21 protein-coding genes are annotated in these 25784 nt (G+C 63.6%); 12 read left to right on the top strand and 9 right to left on the bottom strand.

The features are described 5' to 3' along the window. Positions 1 to 17 precede the first annotated feature (17 nt). Positions 18 to 1511, top strand: a complete 1494-nt coding sequence (locus APH34_RS12275) for an aldehyde dehydrogenase (RefSeq protein ID WP_054901320.1) — start codon at positions 18 to 20, stop codon at positions 1509 to 1511. Positions 1512 to 1611: 100 nt separating this feature from the next. Continuing rightward, entirely contained in the window at positions 1612 to 2751 is a 1140-nt protein-coding gene (locus tag APH34_RS12280; protein WP_054901321.1) for an MFS transporter, read from the top strand. Between the two features lie 40 nt (positions 2752 to 2791). On the opposite strand, the gene APH34_RS12285 is transcribed toward APH34_RS12280, so the two are convergent. Next, on the bottom strand, positions 2792 to 4345 hold the full coding sequence (locus tag APH34_RS12285) for a phospholipase D family protein (protein ID WP_054901322.1): 1554 nt from the start codon (positions 4343 to 4345) through the stop codon (positions 2792 to 2794). Positions 4346 to 4404: 59 nt separating this feature from the next. Next, on the bottom strand, positions 4405 to 5835 hold the full coding sequence (locus APH34_RS12290) for a PLP-dependent aminotransferase family protein (RefSeq protein ID WP_177337025.1): 1431 nt from the start codon (positions 5833 to 5835) through the stop codon (positions 4405 to 4407). A gap of 178 nt (positions 5836 to 6013) precedes the next feature. Between APH34_RS12290 and APH34_RS12295 the strand changes: the two genes are divergently transcribed. Beyond that, positions 6014 to 6244, top strand: coding sequence for a DUF1127 domain-containing protein (locus APH34_RS12295; RefSeq protein WP_054901324.1), 231 nt, complete (start codon positions 6014 to 6016; stop codon positions 6242 to 6244). Positions 6245 to 6252: 8 nt separating this feature from the next. Here the strand turns inward: APH34_RS12295 and APH34_RS12300 are convergent, their stop codons facing one another. Continuing rightward, positions 6253 to 7545, bottom strand: a complete 1293-nt coding sequence (locus APH34_RS12300) for an FAD-binding oxidoreductase (RefSeq protein WP_054901325.1) — start codon at positions 7543 to 7545, stop codon at positions 6253 to 6255. 133 nt (positions 7546 to 7678) lie between these two features. Here APH34_RS12300 and APH34_RS12305 point away from each other — a divergent pair, with 133 nt between their 5' ends. Next, complete coding sequence (locus tag APH34_RS12305) at positions 7679 to 8032, top strand: YkgJ family cysteine cluster protein (protein ID WP_054901326.1); 354 nt, start codon at positions 7679 to 7681, stop codon at positions 8030 to 8032. A gap of 2 nt (positions 8033 to 8034) precedes the next feature. On the opposite strand, the gene dadR is transcribed toward APH34_RS12305, so the two are convergent. Beyond that, a complete protein-coding gene (dadR, locus tag APH34_RS12310; RefSeq protein WP_003258963.1) occupies positions 8035 to 8523 on the bottom strand; it encodes a transcriptional regulator DadR in 489 nt (162 codons plus the stop codon). A gap of 153 nt (positions 8524 to 8676) precedes the next feature. Between dadR and dadA the strand changes: the two genes are divergently transcribed. The 5 genes from dadA to APH34_RS12335 all read left to right on the top strand — a co-directional run bounded on the left by dadA (position 8677) and on the right by APH34_RS12335 (position 14350). After that, a complete protein-coding gene (gene dadA, locus APH34_RS12315; protein WP_054901327.1) occupies positions 8677 to 9978 on the top strand; it encodes a D-amino acid dehydrogenase in 1302 nt (433 codons plus the stop codon). 77 nt (positions 9979 to 10055) lie between these two features. Further along, positions 10056 to 11129 carry an alanine racemase gene (gene alr / locus APH34_RS12320; protein WP_054901328.1) on the top strand — a complete coding sequence of 358 codons (1074 nt, stop codon included), beginning with the start codon at positions 10056 to 10058 and terminating at the stop codon, positions 11127 to 11129. 109 nt (positions 11130 to 11238) lie between these two features. Then, positions 11239 to 11787, top strand: coding sequence for a cupin domain-containing protein (locus tag APH34_RS12325; protein ID WP_054901329.1), 549 nt, complete (start codon positions 11239 to 11241; stop codon positions 11785 to 11787). 136 nt (positions 11788 to 11923) lie between these two features. Next, the gene (locus APH34_RS12330; protein ID WP_177337026.1) at positions 11924 to 12346 is read left to right on the top strand and encodes a cytochrome c5 family protein; all 423 of its coding nucleotides are present in this window, start codon (positions 11924 to 11926) and stop codon (positions 12344 to 12346) included. Between the two features lie 144 nt (positions 12347 to 12490). Further along, positions 12491 to 14350: an acetyl-CoA hydrolase/transferase C-terminal domain-containing protein gene (locus APH34_RS12335; RefSeq protein WP_054901330.1), complete on the top strand. Its 1860-nt coding sequence runs from the start codon at positions 12491 to 12493 to the stop codon at positions 14348 to 14350. A gap of 101 nt (positions 14351 to 14451) precedes the next feature. Here APH34_RS12335 and APH34_RS12340 read toward each other — a convergent pair whose 3' ends face one another. Beyond that, entirely contained in the window at positions 14452 to 15024 is a 573-nt protein-coding gene (locus tag APH34_RS12340; RefSeq protein WP_019472726.1) for a xanthine phosphoribosyltransferase, read from the bottom strand. Between the two features lie 64 nt (positions 15025 to 15088). After that, positions 15089 to 17098: a DNA helicase Rep gene (rep, locus tag APH34_RS12345; RefSeq protein ID WP_054901331.1), complete on the bottom strand. Its 2010-nt coding sequence runs from the start codon at positions 17096 to 17098 to the stop codon at positions 15089 to 15091. Between the two features lie 297 nt (positions 17099 to 17395). On the opposite strand from rep, the gene APH34_RS12350 reads away from it, so the two are divergent. After that, on the top strand, positions 17396 to 19060 hold the full coding sequence (locus tag APH34_RS12350) for a bifunctional diguanylate cyclase/phosphodiesterase (protein ID WP_054901332.1): 1665 nt from the start codon (positions 17396 to 17398) through the stop codon (positions 19058 to 19060). Positions 19061 to 19097: 37 nt separating this feature from the next. Here APH34_RS12350 and APH34_RS12355 read toward each other — a convergent pair whose 3' ends face one another. Then, positions 19098 to 20486 (bottom strand): NorM family multidrug efflux MATE transporter, encoded by a 1389-nt coding sequence (locus tag APH34_RS12355; RefSeq protein WP_054901333.1) that lies wholly within the window; start codon positions 20484 to 20486, stop codon positions 19098 to 19100. 155 nt (positions 20487 to 20641) lie between these two features. Between APH34_RS12355 and APH34_RS12360 the strand changes: the two genes are divergently transcribed. Then, positions 20642 to 21565, top strand: coding sequence for a LysR substrate-binding domain-containing protein (locus tag APH34_RS12360; protein WP_054901334.1), 924 nt, complete (start codon positions 20642 to 20644; stop codon positions 21563 to 21565). Between the two features lie 65 nt (positions 21566 to 21630). Here APH34_RS12360 and APH34_RS12365 read toward each other — a convergent pair whose 3' ends face one another. Both APH34_RS12365 and APH34_RS12370 read right to left on the bottom strand, forming a co-directional pair. After that, entirely contained in the window at positions 21631 to 23025 is a 1395-nt protein-coding gene (locus tag APH34_RS12365) for a VOC family protein (protein WP_054901335.1), read from the bottom strand. Between the two features lie 149 nt (positions 23026 to 23174). Then, positions 23175 to 24065 (bottom strand): LysR family transcriptional regulator, encoded by an 891-nt coding sequence (locus APH34_RS12370; RefSeq protein WP_054901336.1) that lies wholly within the window; start codon positions 24063 to 24065, stop codon positions 23175 to 23177. 136 nt (positions 24066 to 24201) lie between these two features. Between APH34_RS12370 and APH34_RS12375 the strand changes: the two genes are divergently transcribed. Then, positions 24202 to 25692, top strand: coding sequence for an aldehyde dehydrogenase family protein (locus APH34_RS12375; RefSeq protein ID WP_054901337.1), 1491 nt, complete (start codon positions 24202 to 24204; stop codon positions 25690 to 25692). Positions 25693 to 25784: the final 92 nt, after the last annotated feature.

Here is a 25784-nt window from a genome sequence, read left to right on the forward strand (position 1 = left end):
AAGAGGAGGAGTTTCGTATGACCACCCTGACTCGTGCGGACTGGGAACAACGTGCCCAGCAACTGAAGATCGAAGGGCGTGCCTTCATCAACGGCGAATACACCGACGCCGCATCCGGTGAGACCTTCGACTGCCTGAGCCCGGTCGACGGACGCTTCCTGGCCAAGGTTGCCAGCTGCGACCTGGCCGATGCCAACCGCGCTGTGGAAAACGCCCGCGCCACCTTCAACGCCGGTGTTTGGTCGCAATTGGCTCCGGCCAAGCGCAAGGCCAAGCTGATCCGCTTCGCCGACCTGCTGCGCAAGCACGTCGAAGAGCTGGCGCTGCTGGAAACCCTGGACATGGGCAAGCCGATCGGCGACTCCTCCAGCATCGATATCCCAGGCGCGGCCAATGCCATCCACTGGACCGCTGAAGCCATCGACAAAGTCTACGACGAAGTCGCCCCGACCCCACACGACCAACTGGGCCTGGTTACCCGGGAAGCGGTCGGCGTGGTGGGTGCCATCGTACCGTGGAACTTCCCGCTGCTGATGGCCTGCTGGAAGCTCGGCCCGGCGCTGGCTACCGGTAACTCGGTGGTACTCAAGCCTTCCGAGAAATCGCCACTGACCGCCATCCGCATCGCCCAGCTGGCCATCGAGGCCGGCATCCCGGCTGGCGTGCTGAACGTGCTGCCAGGCTATGGCCACACTGTGGGCAAGGCACTGGCCCTGCACATGGATGTGGACACCCTGGTGTTCACCGGCTCGACCAAGATCGCCAAGCAGCTGATGGTCTACGCTGGCGAGTCGAACATGAAGCGCATCTGGCTGGAAGCTGGCGGCAAGAGCCCGAACATCGTCTTCGCCGACGCACCGGACCTGAAGGCTGCTGCCGAAGCGGCGGCCAGCGCCATTGCCTTCAACCAGGGCGAAGTCTGCACCGCAGGTTCGCGCCTGCTGGTCGAGCGTTCGATCAAGGACAAGTTCCTGCCCATGGTGGTCGAGGCCCTCAAAGGCTGGAAACCCGGCAACCCGCTGGACCCGCAAACCACCGTCGGCGCGCTGGTCGATACCCAGCAGATGAACACCGTGCTGTCGTACATCGACGCCGGCCACAAGGACGGCGCCACGCTGCTGGCGGGTGGTAAGCGCACCCTGGAAGAGACAGGTGGCACGTACGTTGAACCGACCATCTTCGACGGTGTGACCAACGCCATGAAGATCGCCCAGGAAGAAATCTTCGGCCCAGTGCTGTCGGTGATCGCCTTCGACACCGCCGAAGAAGCCATCGCCATCGCCAACGACACCCCGTATGGGCTGGCGGCCGGCATCTGGACCTCGGACATCTCCAAGGCCCACAAGACCGCCCGCGCCGTGCGTGCTGGCAGCGTCTGGGTCAACCAGTATGACGGCGGCGACATGACTGCCCCGTTCGGTGGCTTCAAGCAGTCGGGCAACGGCCGCGACAAGTCGCTGCACGCGCTGGAGAAGTACACCGAGCTGAAGGCCACCTGGATCAAGCTTTAATCCAGCGGGCTGCACCGCAGCTCCATCAACAGCCGGGTCGGTTCTAGCCGCCCCGGCTGTGTCGTCTCTGCTGTTCAAGAATTCTGCCTGGGAGGCTGCAATGCGCTGGGGAACCTACTTTGCCGTATTGGCGTCGGTGCTGAGCGTCGGGCTCGCGCTCGGCGTGAGCATGCCGCTGGTATCCCTGCGCCTGGAAGGCTGGGGCTACGGTGGCTTCGCCATCGGCGTAATGGCAGCGATGCCAGCGCTTGGCGTGCTGCTCGGTGCCAGCCTGGCCAGCCGCCTGGCCGGATGGGTAGGCGTGCCGGCGGCGATGCGCTTGTGCCTGTGGGGCGGGGCGTTGTCGATCGGGCTGGTGGCACTGCTGCCCAGCTATTCCCTGTGGCTGGCCTTGCGACTGCTGATTGGCATGTCGCTGACCGTCGTGTTCATCCTGGGCGAAAGCTGGATCAACCAACTGGTGGTCGAACAATGGCGTGGCCGGTTGGTGGCGTTGTATGGCAGCAGTTATGCCTTGAGCCAGTTGGCCGGGCCTTTGGTGCTGGGCGTGCTGGGCTCCGACGATGACTTCGGTTTCTGGGCCGCGACGGGCTTGCTGCTGCTGGCTCCCTTGCTGTTACTGGGGCGGGGTGGTGCGCCCAGCACCGAGGCCTGCAGCGTCACCTTCCGTGACCTGTTCGCATTCTGTCGACGCCTGCCGGTGATTGCTTGGGCGATCGCCTTGTTCGCGTCTTTCGAGGCGATGATCCTTACGCTGCTGCCGGTGTATTGCCTGCAACAAGGCTTCACCACCGAAGTCGCGTTGTTCATGGTCAGTACCGTGGTGGTGGGAGACGCAGTGCTACAACTGCCGATCGGGGCGCTGGCCGACCACATGTCGCGGCGCACCTTGTTCACCGGGTGCGCTGTGACGTTGATGTGTTCCAGCCTGGCGATTCCACTGCTGTTGAATACGCCGGCAATCTGGCCACTGTGGGTACTGTTCGGGGCCAGCGCCGGAGGGTTGTTCACCTTGTCGCTGGTGCTGATCGGCGAGCGTTACCGGGATGATGCGCTGGTACGCGCCAATGCCCACGTGGCGCAGCTGTGGGGCATTGGCTGCCTGCTCGGGCCGTTGCTGGCCGGGGCCGGCAGCCAATGGATCAGTGGGCACGCACTGCCGTTGTTGATGGCGGCGGGGGCCGCGGGGCTGGTGGTGTTGACGCGTCGGCGCGGTGCGTTCGAGCCTGCCGCCGCGTGATCACTGCCTGGGGCTGCGCTGCAGCCCTGGGCAACCGGAGCTACAACATCTTCTCCAGCCCGACGGCCTTGCTGATCCAGGCATTGAACCGTCGCCACAGCCCACCGGGCTCCGATGCCAACACATGCTGTTGGCCGTTGTCTTCAGTCACCCAGACCAGCTTGTCATTGACCAGCTTCACTTGATAGCTCAACGGCGGTGCCATGCCCTGCACGGCCAGTTCGCGGGTGTATTCGGCCAGTTCCGGGCTGTCCACCAGCACCCCTACCTCGGTGTTCCACAGCACCGACCGCGGGTCGAAGTTGAACGAGCCGATGAAGGTCTTGTGCCGGTCGAACACGATCGCCTTGCTGTGCAGGCTCGAATCAGAGCTGCCATGGAAGCTCAGGCGCCCTGCGCTGGGGTCGCCTGGCTGGCGGCGCAGCTCGTACAGTTGCACACCGTGTTCAAGCAATGCTCGGCGATACGGTGCATACCCGCCATGCACGGCCGGTACGTCGGTGGCTTCCAGCGAGTTGGTCAGCAGCTTGACCGAAGCGCCGGCGTCGGCGCGGCCGGTCAGGTACAGCAGCCCAGGCTCGCCAGGCACGAAATAGGCCGAAACCAGGATCAGCTCCTGGTGCACGCTGGCCAGGTCCGGTGCCAGTTGCTGGCTCATCAGCAGTTGCGGGTCGGGCACATCGGCAGCCAGTACTTTGCTTGGCGCATCCCACAGGGCCTGGCTGTGGGCCCAGATCAATTCGTTGCGCCAGACATCCAGGTGCGGCTGGGACTGATAGGCCATCAGGCGGTCGTACAGTGCCTTGCGTTTGACCCGTGCCTCGGCCAGCGACACCTCCAGGCGATGGCGGCTAGCGCGCAGGTCGGCAGCGTCCGGCATGCGCCACATGAAGTCACCAATGGGCCGGCTCAGGGCGCTGTTCCAGTACTGGTCGAAGCTGTGCCCCAACTGCTCGGCCACCGGGCCGACGCCGAGCAGGTCGATGTCGGTGAAGTTGAGGTTGGGTTCGGCATCGAAATACTCATCGCCCAGATTGCGTCCGCCGACGATGGCCATGCTGTTGTCGACCAGGGACAACTTGTTGTGCATGCGCCGGTGCTGGCGCGACAGATTGAACAGCCGGCCCATGGCCCGTGTGACGCCGGTACTGCGGCCCAGGTGCAGCGGGTTGAACACCCGGATCTGGATGTTTGGGTGGGCATCGAGGGTGCCTATGATGGCGTCCAGGCCATCGCTGGTGGTGTCGTCGAGCAGGATGCGCACGCGCACGCCGCGGTCGGCGGCGCGTAGCAGCTCATGGACCAGGGCGCGGGTGCTCAAGCCGTCGTGGACGATGTAGTACTGCAGGTCGATGCTTGCCTGGGCGTTGCGGATCAGCTCGGCACGGGCACGGAAGGCTTCATTGCTGTTGGGCAGCAGGCGGAAGCCCGAGCGCCCTTCATAGGGGGCGGCCTGGCGCATCACCGAACGGCCGAAGGCCGACTCGCTGGCCGGCAACGCCTGGCTAACCTCGCGCGGTGCATCGACGCTGGCACAACCGTTGAGGCCGAGCAGCAGCGCCAGCAACAGAGGCAGAGCTCGCTGGAGTTTCAAGGGTGCATCATCCTGTGCAGCAAAGGCTTGAGGGTTGGACTCTGGTGGGCGGCGCAAAGTTACGCGCAGACCAAATCTTCATCCAGTAGACAAAGGGCGGTTTCACCGACCTTGCGTACGGCAGCCTCGATCTGCGGCGTGGGCTTTGAAGCAAAGTTCATGCGCAGGCAGTGGCGGAACTTGCCCGATGCCGAAAAGATGCTGCCTACGGCAATTTGCACACCTTGCTCCAGTAAAGCGCGATTGAGCCGCAGCGTATCGAAATGTTCAGGCAGTTCCACCCACAACATGAAACCGCCCTGTGGGCGGCTGACACGGGTCCCTGGCGGAAAGTAACGGCTCACCCAGTCGCTCATCAGGTCGCGGCCACGCTGGTACTGGCTGCGCATCCGGCGCAGGTGCGGTTGGTAATGCCCGGCGGCGATGAAGTCGGCGATGGCCAACTGGGGCTGGGTGGCGGTGCTGCCGGTGCTGATGTACTTCATGTGCAGCACCCGCTCCAGGTAGCGCCCAGGCGCTACCCAGCCGATGCGCAGGCCGGGGGCAAGGGTCTTGGAGAACGAACTGCACAGCAGCACGCGGCCGTCGTCATCGAATGACTTGAGCGTGCGCGGGCGCGGGTAGGTGTAGGCCAGGTCGCCATACACATCGTCCTCGAGAATTGCCACGTCGTAGCGTTGGGCCAGGCTCAGCAGGGCCTTCTTGCGTGCTTCGGGCATGATGTAGCCGAGCGGGTTATTACAGCTCGGGGTGATCTGTATGAGCTTGATGGGCCACTGTTCGAGCGCCAGCTCCAGGGCTTCCAGGCTGATACCGGTGACCGGGTCGGTGGGGATCTCCAGCGCCTTCATGCCCAGCCCTTTGAGGGTTTGCATGGCGCCATGAAAGCTTGGCGAGTCGACCGCAACGATATCCCCAGGCTCGCATACTGCGCGGATGCTGCACGACAGCGCCTCGTGGCAGCCCGTGGTCACCACCAGGTCGGCCGGGCCAAGGCGGCAGCCGGAGTCCAGCATCAAGCGGGCGATCTGCTCGCGCAGGGTGAGGTTGCCGTGGATGTTGTCGTAGTACAGCCCCGGCATGTCCTGCCGCCGGCTGAGCTGGGCGAGGCTGCGCAGCAGGGGCTTGAGGCTAGGGCTGTCGATGTCGGGCATGCCGCGGCCGAGCTGAATCACGTCCTTGCGCGGGGTGCTGCGTACCAGGTCCAGCACCTGCTCCCATTGCGAGATATCCACCGGGCGCTGGGCTGGGCGGCTGACGGCGGGCAGGGCGGCGGGGTGGCGATGGTCGCTTACGAAGTAGCCGGACTTGGGGCGTGGGGACACCATGCCGCTGTCTTCCAGCATGCGGTAGGCCTGCTGCACGGTGCTCAGGCTGACGCCATGCTCCACGCTCAGGGCGCGTACCGACGGCAGCCGCTGGCCTGGGCGGTAGAGGCCCTGCTCGATACGGGCGCCCAGCAATTCGGCGAGGTTCAGGTAGAGCGTCACGGCATACTCCTGGGCAGCTATGCGTGGTCGACCAGTACAGTTGTACCGAAAATACAGCATTCAGCTGATCGGCCGCCAATTCTGTATGGGAATAATAACGCTGCAGTGGTTCTGTATTGTCGGGGTCGCCAGCGCGCATCCTTTCTCCACGGTATCAACTGAACGGGAGAACGCAGCGATGGGTGGTATGAGCGATGTGCGCTTGCAACTGATGGCCAAAGAACTGGAAGCAGGGCAGCAGGCCAAGGTCTTCAATGCGCCGGCAGGCCTAGGCCGTTGGGGCCTGATGCTGCATCGCTGGCATACCCGCCGGGCGCTGTTGCAACTGGACGATGACCAGTTGCGCGATATTGGGTTGAGCTGGGAGCAGGCTCGCGAGGAGGGGCGCAAGCCGTTCTGGAGGGTGTGACGGGGAACCTAGACCAACTCCTTGAGTCGGTGCCAGAGCATCCCCAGCGCAAGCAGGGGCGAGCGCAGGTGCTTGCCGCCGGGGAATGTCATGTGCGGCACCTTGGCGAACAGGTCGAAGCGCCCGCTCTGCTGGCCGCTGATCGCCTCGCCCAGCAGGCGCGCGGCCAGGTGGGTGGCGTTGAGGCCGTGGCCTGAGTAGGCCTGGGCGTAATAGACGTTCGGCTGGCTGGCCAGGCGGCCGATCTGTGGCAGGCGGTTGGCGCCGATGCCAATCATGCCGCCCCATTGGTAATCGATGCGCACATCGGCCAGGTGCGGGAATACCTTGAGCATCTTTGGCCGCATGTAGGCGGCGATGTCCTGTGGGTCGCGGCCCGAATAATGGCAGGCGCCGCCGAACAGCAGGCGGTGGTCGGCGGATAGGCGATAGTAGTCCAGGGCAACGCGCTGGTCGCACACCGCCATGTTCTGCGGCAACAACTGACGTGCGCGCTCTGCACCGAGCGGTTCGGTGGCGATGATGTAGCTGCCGGCGGGCAGCACCTTGCCGCCCAGCTCGCGGTTGAGGTCGTTGTGATAGGCATTGCAGCACAGCACCAAGGTCTTGGCCCGCACGCAGCCTTGTGCGGTGTGTACCTTCACCTCTGGGCCATACGCGATGCGGCTGACTTCGGACTGCTCATACAGTTGCACACCGAGGCGGCTGGCCACGGCTGCTTCGCCGAGGGCGAGGTTGAGCGGGTGCAGGTGCCCCGAGCCCATGTCGATCAAGCCACCGGCATAGCGGTCGGAGCCGACCACGCTGTGGAGGTCGTCCTTGTGCACCAGTCGCAGGTCGTGACGGTAGCCCAGGCTACGCAGTTGCTCGGCCTCTTCGGCAAAGCCTTGCAGCTCGCCGGGCTTGTTGGCCAGGTCGCAGTAACCCCAGGTCAGGTCGCAGGCAATGGCATGGCGCTCGACCCGCTCGCGGACTATTTCCACGGCTTCCAAGCCCATCAACTTCATGCTGCGCACGCCTTGCTCGCCGATCACCGGGAGGAACTGCTCCAGGCCATGGCCAACGCCGCGGATGAGTTGGCCACCATTGCGTCCGCTGGCGCCCCAGCCCAGCTTGCGTGCCTCCAGCAGGATTACCGACAGACCGCGTTCGGCCAGCTCGATGGCGGTGTTAAGCCCTGAGTAGCCGCCGCCGACGATGCACACGTCGGCGCTGTGTTCGCCTTGCAGGAAGGGGTGGTCGGGGTGTGGCGCGCTGCTGGCGGCGTAGTAGGAGGCGGCGTGCTGCGCGCTGTGGATCATTGGGCAGGTCCTGGCTATTCAAACAGAAGGGGGAGAATAAGCTGCGGTTTCAGGGTGGGGCAACTGGCCTCATCGCCGCCTTGCCGGCGATTGGCCCTATAATCCACCCTCAGTCTTCAACGTGTTTCCCGCCATGTCCTGCAACCGCCACAAAATCCAGTTTCTGCGCGAACTCATCCCTTCATTCGAATGCGAGCCCGGCTGCCACGACTGCTGCGGCCCGGTCACCACTTCGGCGGAAGAAATGGCCCGCCTGCCGCGCAAGACCCAGGCCGAACAGGACGCCGCTCTGGAGCGCCTGGATTGCGTGCACCTTGGCCCCGATGGCTGCACGGTCTACGACGAGCGCCCGATGATCTGCCGGCTGTTCGGCACCACCCCACGCATGGCCTGCCCGCGTGGCCGTGGCCCTGAGCCGATGATCGAGCCTGCTGCCGAGCAACTGGTGCATCAGTTCATTGCCACCACGCGCCAGGTGCTGGTTTAGCCTCAGTCCGGGATCGGCAGGCAAAGGCTTTCCTTTACCTCTTCCATCACGATGTAGCTCTTCGATTCGCGCACGTGCGGCAGCTTCAGCAGGATGTCGCCAAGGAGCTTGCGGTAGGAGGCCATCTCCGAAATACGTGCCTTTACCAGGTAGTCGAAGTCGCCTGAAACCAGGTGGCATTCCAGTACGTGTGGCAGCTTCAATACCGCGCGGCGGAATTCCTCGAAGGTGTCGCCCGACTTGTAATCCAGGCTGATTTCCACGAACACCAGCAGGCTGCCTTTCAGGTGCTGCGGGTTGAGCCGGGCGTTGTAGCCCATGATGATGCCCTCGCGTTCCAGGCGGCGAACGCGCTCGGTGCAAGGCGTGGTGGAAAGCCCAACTTTCTCGCCCAGTTCGGTGAAGGAAATACGCCCGTCATTCTGCAGGATCCGCAGAATGTTGCGGTCGATCTTGTCCAGTTCACGCTTGCTCTGGTGCTGGGTTCTCATAGGGGATGCCCCTCCGTGAAAGGCGATTTTGCCGAGAATTCTCGCCAAATATAGGCTTTTATATAGTGAATTGCACTGGCTTGTAATTTTTATACTGCGCGCATCCATGACATATCAACAAAAATGCGGTGCGCCGCGTGCGAGGGATGAACAATGCGAGTGCTGGTACTTGGTAGCGGTGTAATCGGAACCGCCAGTGCCTATTATCTGGCCCGGCAAGGTTTTGAAGTGACTGTGGTCGATCGCCAGCCGGCGGTGGCCATGGAGACCAGCTTCGCCAACGCAGGCCAGATCTCGCCCGGTTATGCCTCGCCCTGGGCTGCCCCAGGCGTGCCGCTGAAGGCTATCAAGTGGCTGCTCGAACGCCACGCCCCCCTGGCCATCAAGCTCACCGGCGATGTCGATCAGTACCTGTGGATGGCACAGATGCTGCGTAACTGCACCGCCAGCCGCTATGCAGTGAACAAAGAGCGCATGGTGCGCCTGTCCGAATACAGCCGCGACTGCCTCGACGAGCTGCGCGCCGAAACCGGCATCGCCTACGAAAGCCGCACCCTGGGCACTACCCAGTTGTTCCGTACCCAGGCCCAGGTGGATGCCGCCGCCAAGGATATCGCCGTGCTCGAGCAGTCCGGCGTGCCTTATGAACTGCTTGATCGCGATGGCATTGCCCGGGTCGAGCCGGCCCTGGCTGGGGTCAAGGACATTCTCGCTGGCGCCCTGCGCCTGCCCAACGACCAGACGGGCGACTGCCAGCTGTTCACCACCAAGCTCGCTGAAATGGCGGTCAAGCTGGGCGTCGAATTCCGCTTCGGCCAGGACATCCAGCGCCTGGACTTCGCCGGTGACCGTGTCAACGGTGTGTGGATCGACGGCAAGCTGGAAACCGCTGACCGGTACGTGCTTGCCCTGGGCAGCTATTCGCCGCAGTTGCTCAAGCCGCTGGGCATCAAGGCGCCGGTGTATCCGCTCAAGGGTTATTCGCTGACCGTGCCGATCACCAACGCCGACATGGCACCGACCTCGACCATTCTCGACGAAACCTACAAGGTCGCCATTACCCGCTTCGATAACCGCATCCGTGTGGGCGGCATGGCCGAAATTGCCGGTTTTGACCTGTCGCTGAACCCGCGTCGGCGCGAAACGCTGGAGATGATCGTCAACGACCTTTATCCTCGCGGCGGCGACTTGAGCCAAGCCAGCTTCTGGACCGGCCTGCGCCCGGCCACCCCGGACGGCACGCCGATCGTGGGTGCCACCGCGTTCCGCAACCTGTTCCTCAACACCGGCCACGGTACGCTGGGTTGGACCATGGCCTGCGGTTCCGGCCGCCTGCTGGCTGACCTGATTGCGCGCAAGAAGCCGCAGATCAGTGCCGAAGGCCTGGACATTTCCCGTTATGGCAACGCCCAGGAAGTTGCCAAGCAAGGCCAGACGGCGCCCGTGCATCAGTAATTGGCTCGCTTTACCGGCCTTGCCGCCGGCAACCAGGCAACACCGTTTTCAACCTGAACCACCATAAGGCTGCCGCCATGCGTCCCGCCCGCGCCCTGATCGACCTCCAGGCCTTGCGCCACAACTACCGCCTTGCCCGTGAACTGACCGGCGCCAAGGCCCTCGCCGTGATCAAGGCCGATGCCTACGGCCATGGTGCCGTGCGTTGCGCCTTGGCCCTGGAGCCGGAAGCCGACGGCTTTGCCGTGGCCTGCATCGAGGAGGCCCTGGAGCTGCGGGCTGCGGGCATCAAGGCACCGGTCCTGCTGCTGGAGGGCTTTTTCGAAGCCAGCGAACTGGCACTGATCGCCGAGCACGACCTGTGGTGCGTGGTGCATTCGCTGTGGCAGCTCGAAGCGATCGAGAAAACGCAGGTGCACAAGCCGCTCACCGTCTGGCTGAAGCTCGACAGCGGCATGCACCGTGTGGGCTTGCACCCCAAGGATTACCGCGACGCCTACCAGCGCCTGCTGGCCAGCGGCAAGGTTGTGCGTATCGTGCTGATGAGCCACTTCGCCCGTGCTGACGAACTGGACGCCGACGCCACTGCCCATCAGGTCGCCGAGTTCGACGCCGCCCGCCAAGGGCTGGCTGCCGAATGCAGCCTGCGCAACTCGCCCGGCGTGCTCGCCTGGCCGCAGGCGCCGAGCGACTGGGTGCGCCCAGGCATCATGCTGTATGGCGCGACGCCCTTCGAAGTGGAGCAGGCTCAGGCTGCACGCTTGCAACCGGTCATGACCCTGCAGTCGCGGGTCATCAGCGTGCGGGAGCTGCCCGCGGGGGCGCCGGTAGGCTACGGCGCCAAGTTCGTCAGCCCACGGCCGACCCGTGTGGGCGTGGTCGCCATGGGCTATGCCGACGGCTACCCACGCCAGGCACCTACCGGCACGCCGGTGGTGGTCGCCGGCAAGCGCAGCCAGCTGATTGGCCGCGTCTCCATGGACATGCTGTGCATCGACCTTACCGACGTTCCTGAGGCAACCGTCGGCAGCCCGGTCGAGTTGTGGGGCAAGCAGGTGCTGGCCAGTGAAGTGGCCCTGCAGGCCGGGACCATTCCCTACCAGATCTTCTGCAACCTGAAGCGGGTACCGCTGGACTATTACGGCGAATAAGACGCCGAAGCGGACAGCTGGAGCGGCGGTGTGTTGTAAATACTGAACGGCATTGCCATGATATCGTTCACATTCACCCGCCACTTCACCGTTTCAGGAGGCTCCAGCTTTGGACGTCGGCGAACGACTGCAAGCCATCCGCAAGCTCAAGGGCCTGTCCCAGCGTGAACTCGCCAAGCGTGCGGGTGTGACCAACAGCACCATCTCGATGATCGAGAAGAACAGCGTGAGCCCGTCGATCAGCTCGCTGCGCAAGGTGTTGAGCGGTATTCCCATGTCCATGGTCGAGTTCTTTTCGGTCGAGTTTGAAGCCGAAAGCCCCGCGCAGATCGTCTATAAGGCCCACGAGCTGATCGACATTTCGGACGGCGCAGTGACCATGAAGCTGGTGGGCAAGTCGCACCCCAACCGGGCGATTGCCTTCCTGAACGAGGTGTACCCGCCGGGTGCCGATACCGGCGAAGAAATGCTCACCCACGACGGGGAAGAGACCGGCATTCTGCTCGAAGGCCGCCTTGAACTGGTGGTGGGCAGTGAAACCTTCATCCTCGAAGAGGGTGACAGCTACTACTTCGAGAGCACCCGCCCGCACCGCTTTCGCAACCCGTTCGACCAGCCTGCGCGGCTGATCAGCGCGGCCACGCCTTCAAACTTTTGATCCAGCGCAGTGCATTGATTCGGCAATACCCCTTTCCCGAGTAGGGTCGTTTCACGGCTTGTAGGTTCCCGCTATACTTTTCAACGCTCGCATTACCGTGGCCGCGGGCGTGATTAGCCACCATGAGGGTGTTCGCGTGAACCAAATCAAGAAGATGCTGGCCGTACCAGCAGCCATATTCGCCCTCTGGGCAATGAACGTAACTGCTGCGACCAATGATGATATTGCCAAGCGCCTGGAGCCCGTCGGCCAGGTGTGCGTGCAGGGCCAGGAATGCAAGGGCATGGAAGTGGCCACCGCAGCAGGCGGTGGTGGCGCCAAGACGCCGGATGAAGTGATTGCCAAGCACTGCAACGCCTGCCATGGCACCGGCCTGCTGGGGGCGCCGAAGATCGGCGACACGGCGGCCTGGAAAGAACGCGCCGATCACCAGGGCGGCCTTGACGGCATCCTGGCCAAGGCCATTACCGGCATCAACGCCATGCCGCCGAAAGGCACCTGCGCGGATTGCTCGGATGATGACCTCAAGGCAGCGATCCAGAAGATGTCCGGCCTTTGAGCCGTCGCTGAATTACCCAGGGCCCGCCTTCCATGGCGGGCTTTGTATTTGCGGCGTCTTTACCGGCCCTGTCGCGGTGCAGGCAACAAACCAACCCAGGTTCATGTCCAACCCCTGAACCTACGGAAGACTCAGGAGGCCACGATGCACCTCTGTTCCATCGACCAGGCCGTCGATCAGGTGCTGGCGCGTCTGCCAGCCCACATTCATATGGGCTTGCCCTTGGGGCTTGGCAAACCCAATGCTTTCGTCAATGCCCTGTATGCCCGTGTACGCGACCTGCCTGAGCGGCGCCTGACGATCTACACCGCGCTGTGCCTTGGCCGGCCACCCTTGGGCGACGGCCTGCAGCGGCGTTTTCTGGAGCCCTTCGTCGAGCGTGTATTTGCCGATTACGAAGACCTCACGTTCATCGCTGACCTGCGCAATGACACGCTGCCGCCCAACATTCGTGTCGAACAGTTCTTCATGCAGCCCGGCAGCCTGCTGCACAGCGAGGCCGCGCAGCAGGACTATGTCAGCAGCAACTACACCCATGCCGCCCGCGATATCAACGCCAAGGGACTGAACCTGGTCGCCCAGCTGGTGGCTGCCACGCCGGAAAGGCCCGTGCACTTGAGCCTGGCCTGCAACCCCGATATCACCCTCGACCTGCTGCCGATGATTGCCAAGCGTCGCGCGGCCGGCGAAACCATCCTCATGCTCGGCCAGGTGCATGCCGAGTTGCCCTACATGCCGGGCGATTCCGAGCTGGGCATCGAAGCCTTCGACCTGCTGATCGACCAGGCGGAGCAACGCCGGTTGTTTTCCACCCCGAACATGCCGGTCACTACCCAGGACCACTGCATCGGCTTGCACGCCAGTACCCTGGTGCGCGATGGCGGCACCTTGCAGATTGGCATCGGTGCAATGGGCGATGCCGTTGCGGCTGCGCTGCTGGCGCGCCAGGGCGACAACGCTGGCTACCGGGCATTGATGGATGAGCTGGACGTCGGCCCGTGGCAGGCATTGATCGCACGAGAAGGCGGCCTGGATACCTTCGCCCAAGGCCTTTACGGCTGCAGCGAAATGTTCGTCAACGGCTTGCTGGCGCTGGCCGAAGCGGGGGTGGTAAGGCGCCCGGCGGACGAGCACGGTGTGCTTGTGCATGGGGGGTTCTTTCTGGGCCCGCGAGCGTTCTACCAGCGCTTGCGGGAAATGCCGCTGCAACAGCGGGCGCTTTTCGCCATGACGCGCATCAGCTTCATCAACGAGCTGTATGGCCAGGAAGAACTCAAGCGCCGCCAGCGCCGTGATGCACGCTTCATCAACACAGTGTTCACCATGACCCTGCTTGGCGCAGGGGTGGCCGACCAGTTGGAAGATGGCCGTGTGCTCAGCGGCGTGGGCGGGCAGTACAACTTCGTCGCCCAGGGGCATGCGCTGGAGGGCGGGCGGTCGATCCTGCTGTTGCGCAGCTGGCGCGAAGCCGGGGGTGAAGTCAGCTCCAATCTGCTCTGGGCCTATGGCCACTGCACCATTCCACGGCACCTGCGCGATATCGTGGTGACCGAGTATGGTATCGCCGACCTGCGAGGCCAGACTGACGCTGACGTGATCGCGCGGTTGCTGGCGATCAGTGATTCAAGGTTCCAGGGCGAGCTCATCGAGCAGGCCAAGGGTGCGGGCAAGCTGGCCAAGGATTTCCAGCTGGATGTGCGTTTTACCGACAACACGCCTGAGCGGCTGGAGGCGATCCGCGCACGGCATGCACGGCTGTTCCCGGAGTATCCACTGGGGACTGACTTCACGGCCGAGGAGCGGGACTTGCTGCGGGCGCTGAACTGGCTGAAGAGCAAGTTCAAGCTGAGCGAGGTGCTGCAGCTGGGCAAGGCGGCGTTGGATGCACCGGGGCCTGAGGGATATGCGGCGCAGTTGGCGCGCATGGGCCTGGATGATCCCCAAGGGCTTAAGGAAGAGGTGTATCAGCGGCTGTTGTTGGCGGGTTTGGCTGCGACTGGCTGAGGCTGCGGTGCAGCCGATCGCCTGCAAGCCAGCTTCTCAGGCGTGCACAGCGCTTGGGCGTTGTGCAGTACCTGTAAAAGCCGGCTTGAGGCCAGCCAGGCTTACTCGATGAAGCTGACCACACCGCCTTCCAGCGATTTCACGCGGGCCAGCGATTCAACGCGGTAGCCCTGGCTGTCCAGCTCGGCACGGCCGCCCTGGAACGATTTTTCGATGACGATACCGAGGCCGGCAACGGTGGCACCGGCCTGCTTGATGATCGAGATCAGCGCCTGCGACGCCTTGCCGTTGGCCAGGAAGTCGTCGATCACCAGCACGCGGTCGCTGCTGTTGAGGTGGCGTGGCGAGATGGCCACGGTGTTCTCGGTCTGCTTGGTGAAGGAGTACACCGAGGCGGTCAGCAGGTTCTCGGTCAGGGTCAGCGACTGGTGCTTGCGCGCGAAGATCACCGGCACGCCCAGCTTCAGGCCAGTCATCACCGCCGGTGCAATGCCCGACGCTTCGATGGTGACGATTTTGGTCACGCCGGCGTCGGCGAACAGACGGGCGAACTCGTCACCGATCAGCTGCATCAGCGCAGGGTCGATCTGGTGGTTGAGAAACGCATCGACTTTGAGAACCTGATCGGAAAGCACGATGCCTTCTTCGCGAATCTTCTGCTGCAGTGCTTCCACTGTTGTTTCCTCGATGTAGCAAAGGTGGCCGCGAGAAGCGGCAAAGTTAAAGAGTAATGGTTGATCAGCGTTTGAGCATTGCCCGGATATCGGCCAATGCGTTGTTGCCACGCGCGGCTTTTACTTCCACAGGCGCATCGTCCAGGCCTTCCCAAGCCAGGTCGTCCGGCGGCAGTTCGTCGAGGAACCGGCTGGGCGTGCAGTCGATGATTTCGCCGTATTGCTTGCGCTTGGCAGCGAAGGTGAACGCCAGGGTCTGGCGCGCGCGGGTGATGCCCACGTAGGCCAGGCGGCGTTCCTCTTCGATGGTGTCGGCCTCGATGCTCGAGCGGTGAGGGAGGATTTCCTCCTCCATGCCCATGATGAACACGTAGGGAAACTCCAGGCCCTTGGAGGCGTGCAGGGTCATCATCTGCACACCTTCGGCGTTCTCTTCCTCTTCCTGCTGGCGCTCGAGCATGTCGCGCAGCACCAGCTTGCCGATGGCGTCCTCGATCGTCATGTCACCCTCTTCGTCCTTCTCGAGGGTGTTCTTCAGCGCTTCGACCAGGAACCAGACGTTGCTGATGCGAAACTCCGCAGCCTTGTCGCTGGCAGTCTGCTGGCGGATCCAGTTCTCGTAATCGATGTCGCGGATCATTTCGTGCAGCGCGGCGATCGGGTCTTCCAGGGCAACCTTGTGGCGTACCCCGTCCAGCCAGTGCTTGAAGCGCTGCAGGCGCTCGGTATAGCGGGCATCCAGGTGCTCGCCCAGGCCCAGCTCCTCGCTGGCGGCGTACATCGAGATACCGCGCTCGGTGGCGTAGTTGCCGAGCTTTTCCAGGGTGGTCGAGCCGATCTCGCGGCGCGGCACGTTGATCACCCGCAGGTAGGCGTTGTCGTCGTCCGGGTTCACCAGCAGGCGCAGGTAGGCCATGAGGTCCTTGACCTCTTGGCGACCAAAGAAGCTGTTGCCGCCGGACAGGCGATACGGCACCTGGTGGTGCTGCAGCTTCAGCTCGATCAGCTTGGCCTGGTAGTTGCCGCGGTAGAGGATGGCAAAGTCGCTGTACGGGCGGTTGGTGCGCAGGTGCAGGGTGAGGATTTCCATGGCCACGCGTTCGGCCTCGGCTTCCTCGTTCTTGCAGCGAATCACCCGGATTTCGTCGCCCACGCCCATTTCGCTCCACAGCTGCTTTTCAAACGCATGGGGGTTGTTGGCGATCAGTACGTTGGCACAGCGCAGGATGCGGCTGGTGGAGCGGTAGTTCTGCTCGAGCATGACGATTTTCAGGGAGGGATAGTCCTCCTTGAGCAGCATCAGGTTTTCTGGGCGGGCACCACGCCAGGCGTAGATCGACTGGTCATCATCGCCGACCACGGTGAACTGGTTGCGCATGCCGATCAGCATCTTCACCAACAGGTACTGGCTGGCGTTGGTGTCCTGGTATTCGTCCACCAGCAGGTAGCGCACGCGGTTCTGCCAGCGTTCGAGCACATCGGGGTGCTCCTGGAACAGCTTGACCGGCAGCAGGATCAGGTCGTCGAAGTCCAACGCGTTGAACGCCTTGAGCGTGCGCTGGTAGTGGGTGTAGACGATGGCGGCGGTCTGCTCGCGCGGGTTGCGCGCCTTTTCCAGGGCTTGGGCAGGAAGGATCAGGTCGTTCTTCCAGGCACCGATCATGTTCTTGATCTCGTCGATGCCGTCGTCGCCGGAGTATTCCTTCTGCATGATGTCCGACAGCAATGCCTTGATGTCGGACTCATCGAAGATCGAGAAGCCTGGCTTGTAGCCCAGCCGGTCATGCTCCTTGCGGATGATGTTCAGGCCCAGGTTGTGAAAGGTGCATACCGTCAGGCCACGGCCTTCCCCCGGGCGCAGCAGGGTGGCGACCCGCTCCTTCATCTCGCGCGCGGCCTTGTTGGTGAAGGTCATCGCGACGATGTACTGGGCACGGATGCCGCAGTTCTGGATCAGGTGGGCAATCTTGCGTGTGATCACGCTGGTCTTGCCGGAGCCTGCACCGGCGAGCACCAAAAGAGGGCCGCCGACGTAGTCACGGGCTTCCTGTTGCCTGGGATTGAGTCGGGACATGCTAGAAACCGGGGGTCGCCAGAAAATAGCCGCGCATTCTAACAGGCATGGGGCGGTTGTGGCGCGACCGTCTGACGTCTGAGTCAGAGTTTTGTCTGTGCCCATTATTAGTCCGGCTAATGCTATTACCGGAAAAAATCGTATTTGCCGGTTGACCGACTTTCGCGCAGGATGCACGTCAAATTGCGTCGGGACGCACTGTGGGCAAGGATATGTCTAAAAGTGAAAATCATTTTCACTTATGCAGTAGCATACTTCGCTTCCCACGCGTCACCGTCCAAGCTTTAAGGAGCCCGCTTGTCCACGCCTGCCGAACCTTTGCGGTTGCTGTTGTTGGCCGATGAGCCGGAATGGGCCGCCTTGCTGCGCGAATGCCTGCTGCCGCTGGAGGGCACGGCAGTCCTGCTGACCGCGCCAAACTGGTCAGCCGTCGACAGCCTGTTCAGCCATGATCGCCAGGCTGTGATACTGGCGACCCCGGCCCTGCAGCCGGCGCCAGGGCGCTGCGATTTGCCGACCATTGTGCTGCTTGAGCATGAGCCAGAAGCGCCACCTACCGGGGTCAGCGACTGGTTGGTGCGGGGGCAGCTCAACACCGATGCACTGCGTCGCTCGCTGCGCCATGTGCGTGAGCGGGGCGTGCTGGTTGCCACCCTGCAGCGCCTGGCCGAACAGGACCCGCTGACCGGTATCGCCAACCGTCAGGGTTTCCAGGCCCTGCTGACCGCACGCCTGGCAGAAAACGAAGGACGCGGCCTGGCGCTTGGGCACCTGGACCTGGACAACTTTCGTCATGTTAACGACGCCCTGGGGCATCAGGGCGGTGACCGCCTGATCCTGCAGGTGGTGTCGCGTCTGAAACAGCAGCTGGAGGCTGGCGACCAGCTGGCCCGCCTGGGCAGCGATGAGTTCGCCCTGCTGATCGATACCCGCCGCGATCCCGGCCGTGCCGAGGCGATAGCCGAAGGTATCGTCGAAGCCTTGGCCGAGCCTTACTGGATCGACGGTGAAAGCCTGCTGATCGGTTGCAGCCTCGGCCTGGCGCACGCGCGCGCTCAAGGTGGGGCCGACCCGCTGATGTGGCATGCGCACATTGCCATGCGCCAGGCCAAGAGCGTCCAGGGCTGCACCTTCCATGTGTTCAACGAGCGGATCAACCGCAACGCGCGCAGCCTTGCCGACCTGGAAGGCGAACTGCGCCGGGCCCTGCGCCGCGACGAACTGGAGCTGCATTATCAACCGCGGCTTGACCTGGCGGACGGGCGCATCGTCGGCCTGGAGGCGCTGGTGCGCTGGCGCCATGCCGAGCGCGGCCTGCTGCCGCCGAGCGAATTCGTGCCGCTGGCGGAACAGAGTGGCTTGATCGTGCCACTGGGCTATTGGGTGATTTCCCGCGCCTTGCGCGACATGCAGGCGCTGCGCGAGAGCGGCCTGACGCCGCTGCACATGGCGGTGAACCTGAGCTTTCGCCAGTTCCAGGACAGCCAGCTGCTGGCGACCTTGAGCCGCTTGATCATCGAGCACGGTGTCGATGCGCGCTGGCTGGAGTTCGAGCTGACCGAGACCGCGGTCATGCGCCGTAACGAACGGGTGCGCCAGACCATGGACGCCCTCGGGCGCCTGGGTGTGCGGTTTTCGCTCGACGACTTTGGCACCGGGTTCTCGTCGTTCGTGCACTTGAACAGCCTGCCCATCACGCTGCTCAAGGTGGACCGCAGCTTCGTCGCCGGGATGGAAATGCGCGAGGAGAATCGCAAGCTGGTACACGCGATGATCAACCTGGCGCACAACCTCAACCTGGAGGTGGTGGCCGAGGGCGTGGAGAGCCCTGCGCAACTGGCGCTGCTACGTGGCTTTGGCTGTGACCAGGTGCAGGGGTTCCTGGTCAGCAAGCCGCTGCCGGTGGCGGAGTTGATGGTGTATCTGCAGCAAAGCACCAAACCGTTCCTGGTGAGCGTGTAACACCGCGTGGGAGGGCTTAGCCCTCCTGTCGCGACCGTCATGCAGACACGGCGGCTTTCCCCGTCATGCCCGCCTTCCCCAGCATCCGCTTCATCCGCCACTCAAAGGCGATGGTCAGCGCCACCGAAGCACAGGCCAGCCCCAGCGCCAGCCCCCACCACACCCCGACCGCGCCGCCACCCAGGTTGAAGGTGAGCAGCCAGGCACTCGGCGCCCCGACCAGCCAGTAGCAGCACAGGCCAATCAGGAAGGTGGTCTTGGCATCCTTCAGCCCCCGGATCGAGCCCATGGCGATGGTCTGCACGCCATCGAACAGTTCGAACCAGGCCGCAACCATCAGCAAGCTCACCGCCAGGTGGTAAATGGCGGCAAAGGCCGGGTCGTTGCCATCGATGAACAGGCCCACGAGCATTTCCGGGCGTAGCCAGAACAGCGCGGCAAAGGCGAACATGATCATCGCCCCGAAGCTGATCCCCACCCGGCCGGCGCTGCGAGCGGCCAGCAAATTGCCGGCGCCGTAGTAAAGCCCCACGCGCATGGTCACGGCATACGACAACCCGGTCGGCACCATGAACGCAGTGGAAACGATCTGCAGGGCAATCTGGTGGGCGGCAAGCTCGGTGCTGCCCAGCACGCCCATGCACAGCGCGGCAAAGGCGAACAGGCCCACCTCCACCATGTAGGTGCCGCCAATCGGCAAGCCCAGGCGCCACAGCTCGCGCAACGCCGGCAGGGAAGGGCGCGACAGGCCCTTGCGCAGCGGGTAGGCGTCGTACGCCGGGTGCCAGCGGATGTACAGCGCCAGGGCAACGGCCATGCCCATCGACACCACGGCGGTGACCAGGCCGATACCCATCAGGCCAAGCTTGGGCAGGCCGAACATGCCTTCAAGCAGGGCGACGTTGAACAGGTAATTGAGCACCGTGCCCACCAGGCTGATGACCATGACCGGCGTCGAACGGCCCAGCGCGCTGGTGAAACCGCGCAAGGCCATGAAGGTCAGGTAGCCCGGCAGGGCCAGCGGCAGCAGGGTAAGGAACTCCGCCGCCGAGGCGACGTTCTCTGGCTGCTGGCCGAACAACAGCAGTACGGGTTTGAGGTTCCACAGCACCAGGGCTGCGACCAGGGCCAAGCCCCAGGCCAGCCACAGGCCGTTCTGTGCCAGGCGGGTGGCGCCTTCGATGTCATTGGCGCCCTTGCGGATGGCCACCAGGGTGCCGACTGCCGCAATCACGCCCAGGCAGAAGATCGACACGAACGAATAGCTGGCCGCGCCCAGGCCACCGCCGGCCAAAGCCTGCGGGCTGATGCGGGCCATCATCAAGGTGTCGGTAAGCACCATCAGCATGTGCGCCAACTGCGAGGCGATCAGCGGCCCGGCCAGGCGCAGCAAAGCCTTGAGTTCGGTAGTGGGCGCGACGTGCATGGAGGTGATCCTTGTGCCTGACTCTGTGAGCGAGGGAGGATTCTGAGGCTTTGGTCAATTTTGTACAAAAGGATAAATGCGATGGTTGGCATGAGTCGAACTCATGCCAGTATGATTCTGGACACACTCTCCTGCCCCCGAATCACAGGTGCGTCATGTCCCGCCAGCTACCCCCATTGTATGCGTTGCGCGCATTCGAAGCCGCTGCGCGACTGGGCTCTTTCACCCGCGCCGGTGAAGCCTTGTCGATCACCCAGAGCGCGGTCAGCCGGCACATCCGCACGCTCGAGGAGCATTTTGCCTGCCGCCTGTTCGTGCGCAGCGGCCGCAGCCTGCAATTGACGGAGGCCGCGCGGGTTCTGCTGCCGGGCGTGCGTGAAGGCTTCGCCGCGTTGGAGCGCGCGTGCGACACATTGCGCGGCGAAGATGACATCTTGCGCATGAAAGCACCCTCGACACTGACCATGCGCTGGCTGTTGGCGCGCTTGAGCCAGTTCAGGCACTTGCAGCCGGGCAATGAAGTGCAATTGACCAGCGCCTGGATGGACGTCGATCACGTGGACTTCAACCAGGAGCCTTTCGATTGCGCCGTCTTGCTCAGCGACGGGGTGTTTCCGCCGGACTGGGAGGTGCGCCGGTTGTTTGCCGAACTGTTGATCCCGGTGGGCGCGCCGGACCTGCTCAAGCAAGGCCCTTGGGATGAGCGTCGGCTGGCCGGCATCGAGCTGCTGCACCCCACCCCCGACAAGCGTGACTGGCGAGAATGGCTTGAACGCATGGGCCTGGCCGACAAGGTGTCGCTCAAAGGCGGCCAGGTGTTCGATACCCTTGAGCTGGGCATGATCGCTGCGGCCCGGGGTTATGGCATATCCATGGGCGACCTGCTGATGGTTGCCGAGGATGTGGCCCACGGGCGTTTGAGCCTGCCTTGGCCCACGGCGGTGCCTAGCGGGATGGATTACTACCTGGTGTGGCCGCGGACCCGGCCGGGTGGTGAGCGCTTGCGGCGCTTGAGCGTGTTCTTGCAGGAAGAGGCGGCGGCCATGGATTTACCGGCTGTGCAGATTCTGCCGGCCTGACTGCGCCATGCAATCGGGGGCCGTGTGTGGCCGGGAGCGCCACGCGCCCCCGGCCCGCCTGGGCCTTACATCGACCCCAGGTTCAACGCCTGGGCGCACGCCTGCAACGAGCGGCGCTCGCTCTGTGCGTACAACGCCAGCTCGTCCTGCACCTGCAACCCCAGCGCAGCTTCGAAAGCATCCCGATTGGCATTGCTGCCATATTCGGTCTGGGCATCGTCACCCAGGTTGGACTGGAAGATCCCCGCCGCGCTCACGGGCAGGAAGTCTTCGTACACCAAGGCCTCGAAATGCACGTGGCCAGCGTCGATCAGACCTTCCAGGGTGGTCGGGCGATCTTTCTGCTCCCGTGCGGCCAGCCCCTTCTCGGTAGCGAAGTAGCGGAAGTACGCCAGGCCCTGCTCACGCATCTGCGCAAGGTCATCTGGAAACGCGGCAAAGTTCTCTTTCAGCAGTGCCCTGTAGCGCTCGGCATTGGCTTCGGCCGGCGCGCCACCCAAGGCTGCGCGGGTGGCATCGAGCAGCTTGTCGTACAGTTGCCGGCCTTTGGGCGTAAGCGCGGCGCCCCGTTGCTCGATCTCGCCAAAGCGCGCGGTGTGGCTGCCTTCGCTGCCTTGCTGGTCGCGGAAGGCCACCCGCTCCTGCAGGGCCTTGAAGCTGGTCTGACGCAGCAGAATCGGGTGACGCCGGGTGGGCGGCCCTTCGACCACGGCCTTGGGCGGGATGTCCTTGGCAGGCATGCCGAGCTGAATCGCATCAATGTCCAGTGTGCGCGGGGTCAGGTGGTTGATGTGCGGGCCCTTGAAGGCCACCACGTCAGCGATCAGGCGATGCTGGTCGTGCAACTGCTGGTACTGCTCAGCGGTGACGGTAGCGTCCTGGTGCCAGCGGAAGGTGTGCAAGGCTTGCTGCACGAACGCTTCGGCATCGGCGGCGTTCAGGCCGCCGTCACGCTCGCACTGGGCAATCAGCTCGAGGGCGCGGGCGGTGAAGATCTGGCGCTTGGCCAGGATGGCCTGGGCCATTTCACGCAGTTGTGGGTTGTCGATCAGTTCCAGGCGCAGCAGCGAAGTGAAGACGCGGAACGGGCTGACGTGCAGCGATTGCTCGTGCACTGCGCGGAACGCAGTGGAGTGCACCGGCACGCCGGCAGAGCTCAGGTCGTAGTAGCCGACCGGCGCCATGCCCATGACGGCGAATAGCCGGGCGATGGTCGCCAGTTCTTCGGCCGTGCCCACGCGGATGGCGCCATGGCGCTCCTGGTCGAGGCGTTCGATTTCGCCGGTCCAGCGCAGGGCCTCGGCCACTTGCGGCTGCTCGGCCATGACCTGCTGGTTGATTTCGCTCACCAGCTCCAGCAGCGTGCCGTATAGCGGCACTTCCTGTTTGTACATGAGCGACATGGCGGCAGAGAACTGCGCGCGGATGCTGTCTGGGCTGACGAAATCGTGGGCGGGCATCGCTAGCTTCCTGGTTGGGTTCGGACGCTTACATGAAAGCTGGGAATGCACATTGCCCACAAGCGAAAAAAAGTGAGTGTGTCATTCCTTTTTTGATCGACCTTCAGGTCTCAATCGCGGGTGAGCCGGCGCCCATAGGCAGTCTGCGCTCACGCCTGCAACTGCTCGCGAATCCATCCCACCAACGCCCGCACCTTGGGCACTTCTGCAGCATGTTCGGCATAGGCCAGATAATGCGCCCCGGCACTGGTCATTGCATGATTCCACGCAATAACGAGGCTCCCTTCATTCAACTCCCTGGCCACCAGATAGCGTGGCACCAACGCCACCCCGCAACCCGCCTGCGCCGCGCTCAGGGCCATATAGAACGTATCGAAGCGTGGCCCGTGGTAGGCACTGACACTGTGCAGCCCCAGCTCCAGGAACCATTCGTGCCACGCCTCTGGCCGCGAGGTACTTTGCAGTAGCACCAGGTCCGCCAGCTCACTCGCATCGGCCAGCTCACGCCCGGCCAGCAGCTCGGGGGCGCACACAGGCACGACCTCTTCGCGGAACAGCTCGATGCAGGTCGCCCCCGGCCAGGTGCCCTGGCCATAAAAGAACACCACGTCCGCTGAGCCTTGCAGCAAGGCGAAAGGCTCCATCTCGTTGCGGATGTCCAGGTGGATGTTGCTGTGGCGCTTGCCGAAGCCCTTGAGGTGCGGGATCAACCAACGCACGCCAAAACTCGGTTGAGTGGCTACCTTCAATATCTCGGTCTGTTCGCCATAGGTCAGGACGTAGCGGCTGGACATGTCCACCTGGGTAAGGATCTTGTTGACCTCGGCCAGGTACAGGCTGCCGGCAGGTGTCAGTTGCAGGCGCCGGCGGATGCGCAGGAACAGGTGGTGGCGCAGCATCTCTTCGAGTTGCGCCACTTGCTTGCTGACTGCGCTCTGGGTCAGGTGCAGTTCTTCAGCGGCGCGGGTAAAGCTCAGGTGACGGGCTGCAGCTTCAAAGCACTGCAGGGCGGTCATGGAGGGCACCAGGCGTTTGGACATAGCGGTCTCTGTGGCTCAAATCATTACCTGACGGAATGATATGCGGAATAAAGGTCGTTTGTTGCACCGGTGTGATCGGATTAATACTGATCCACATCATTTTTCCACCCCATCACCCGATGTAGGAGAAGCACAAATGGTTGCTGGATTGCTCGAGCGCCTTGGCGTTGCCGCTGAGGCTTACACCCAGGGCGACTACCCTGTACACACGCCGATCGACGGCAGCCAGATCGCCTCGGTGAAACTGCTTGGCAAGGCCGAGACCACTGCCCGCATCGATCAGGCCCACAGCGCCTTCGAAGCTTGGCGCAGCGTGCCGGCCCCGCGCCGTGGCGAGCTGGTGCGCCTGTTTGGCGAGGTGCTGCGTGAGCACAAGGCCGACCTTGGCGAGCTGGTTTCGATCGAAGCCGGCAAGATTACCCAGGAAGGCCTGGGCGAAGTTCAGGAAATGATCGACATCTGCGATTTCGCCGTCGGCCTGTCGCGTCAACTGTACGGCCTGACCATCGCCTCCGAGCGCCCTGGCCACCACATGCGTGAAACCTGGCACCCGCTGGGCGTGGTCGGCGTGATCAGTGCCTTCAACTTCCCTGTGGCCGTGTGGGCCTGGAACACCGCCCTGGCCCTGGTGGCCGGTAACTCGGTGGTGTGGAAACCTTCCGAGAAGACCCCACTGACGGCCCTGGCTTGCCAGGCGCTGTTCGACAAAGCCCTGAAGGCCTTCGGCGATGCCCCGGCTGGCCTGGCGCAGTTGGTGATCGGCGGCCGTGAAGCCGGTGAAGCGCTGGTCGACGACCCACGTGTTCCATTGGTCAGCGCCACCGGCAGTACCCGCATGGGGCGTGAAGTCGGCCCGCGCGTTGCTGCCCGTTTTGGCCGCAGCATCCTCGAACTGGGCGGCAACAACGCGATGATTCTGGCCCCCAGCGCGGACCTCGACCTGGCCGTGCGCGGCATCCTGTTCTCGGCAGTTGGCACCGCCGGCCAGCGCTGCACCACGCTGCGTCGCCTGATCGTGCACCGCTCGATCAAGGACGAAGTGGTCGCTCGTGTTAAAGCCGCCTACGCCAAGGTGCGCATCGGTGACCCGCGTAAGGACAACCTGGTTGGCCCGCTGATCGACAAGCTGTCGTTCGATGCCATGCAGGGCGCGCTGGCCAAGGCTCGCGACGAGGGTGGCCAGGTGTTCGGTGGCGAGCGTCAGCTGGCTGACCAGTACCCGAACGCCTACTACGTTTCTCCGGCCATCGCCGAAATGCCGGCCCAGAGCGATGTAGTGCGTCACGAAACCTTCGCGCCGATCCTGTACGTGTTGGCCTATGACGATTTCGAAGAGGCCCTGCGCCTGAACAACGAAGTGCCACAAGGCCTGTCGTCGTGCATCTTCACCACTGACCTGCGTGAGGCCGAGCGCTTCCAGAGTGCCTCGGGCAGCGACTGCGGCATTGCCAACGTCAACATCGGCACCAGCGGCGCCGAGATCGGCGGTGCCTTTGGTGGCGAGAAGGAAACCGGCGGTGGTCGTGAGTCGGGTTCGGATGCCTGGAAAGGCTACATGCGCCGCCAGACCAACACCGTGAACTACTCGCGCGAGCTGCCGCTGGCGCAGGGTATCGTGTTCGACTGATGCTGTATGGCCGGGGGCGTTGCCCCCGGTTCGCGGGGCAAGCCCGCTCCCACAGGTTCCCCGCTGTCCATGTCGGCGTGGGCCCTGTGGGA

This window comes from Pseudomonas sp. NBRC 111131, assembly GCF_001320525.1.
Classification (GTDB): Bacteria; Pseudomonadota; Gammaproteobacteria; order Pseudomonadales; family Pseudomonadaceae; genus Aquipseudomonas; species Aquipseudomonas ceruminis.